Source organism: Pseudomonas typographi, assembly GCF_014694385.1.
Lineage (GTDB): Bacteria > Pseudomonadota > Gammaproteobacteria > Pseudomonadales > Pseudomonadaceae > Aquipseudomonas > Aquipseudomonas typographi.
In genome coordinates, this window is the sequence record NZ_JAAOCA010000120.1 from 1 (window position 1) to 722 (window position 722).

The following is a 722-nucleotide window of genomic DNA, read 5'->3' on the forward strand; positions in this document are numbered from 1 at the left end:
CTGGCCCGTGAGCGCCCGGGCCTGATCATCAACCCGGCCGCGTATACTGCGGTAGACCAAGCCGAGAACGACCGCGACACCGCCTGGGCGATCAATGCCACCGCCCCCGGCATCCTCGCCGAGCAAGCCGCCGAGCTGGGCGTGCCGCTGGTGCACTACTCCACCGACTACGTATTCGACGGCAGCAAGCCGGGCCCCTATGTAGAGGCGGACCCTACCGCGCCGCTGGGGGTGTACGGGCAGAGCAAGCTGGCCGGCGAACAGGCCGTGGCCCAGGCCTGCGAACACCACCTGATTCTGCGTACCAGTTGGGTGTACTCACTGCATGGGCGCAATTTTTTGTTGACCATGCAACGGCTGCTGCAAGAAAAGCCCGCGTTGCGGGTGGTGGCCGACCAAATCGGCGCGCCCACCTGGGCCGGTACCATCGCCGCCAGCACCCGCCAACTGGTCGAACGTTGGCAAAAGGGCCAGCCAGGCGCCTGGGGCCTGTACCACCTTACCGCCGCGGGTGAAACCTCCTGGTTCGGTTTTGCCGAGGCGATTGGCGCCCAGTTGCGTGAAGCCGGCAAGCCTTGCGCCACGCTCACACCGATACCCTCGAGCGAATACCCCACGCCCGCGCAGCGCCCGCTGAACTCCCGGCTCGACTGCTCGAAGCTGGCCCGCGAATGGGGTGTGGCACAACCGGCCTGGGGAGAGGGCCTGTTGCAGTGCCTGCG

The 722-nt window shown here is 67.2% G+C and carries 1 protein-coding gene; it reads left to right on the plus strand.

The window, feature by feature from the left end:
* A partial coding sequence (gene rfbD / locus HAQ05_RS27965) for a dTDP-4-dehydrorhamnose reductase (RefSeq protein WP_190427649.1) occupies positions 1-722 on the plus strand: 722 nt, incomplete at both ends.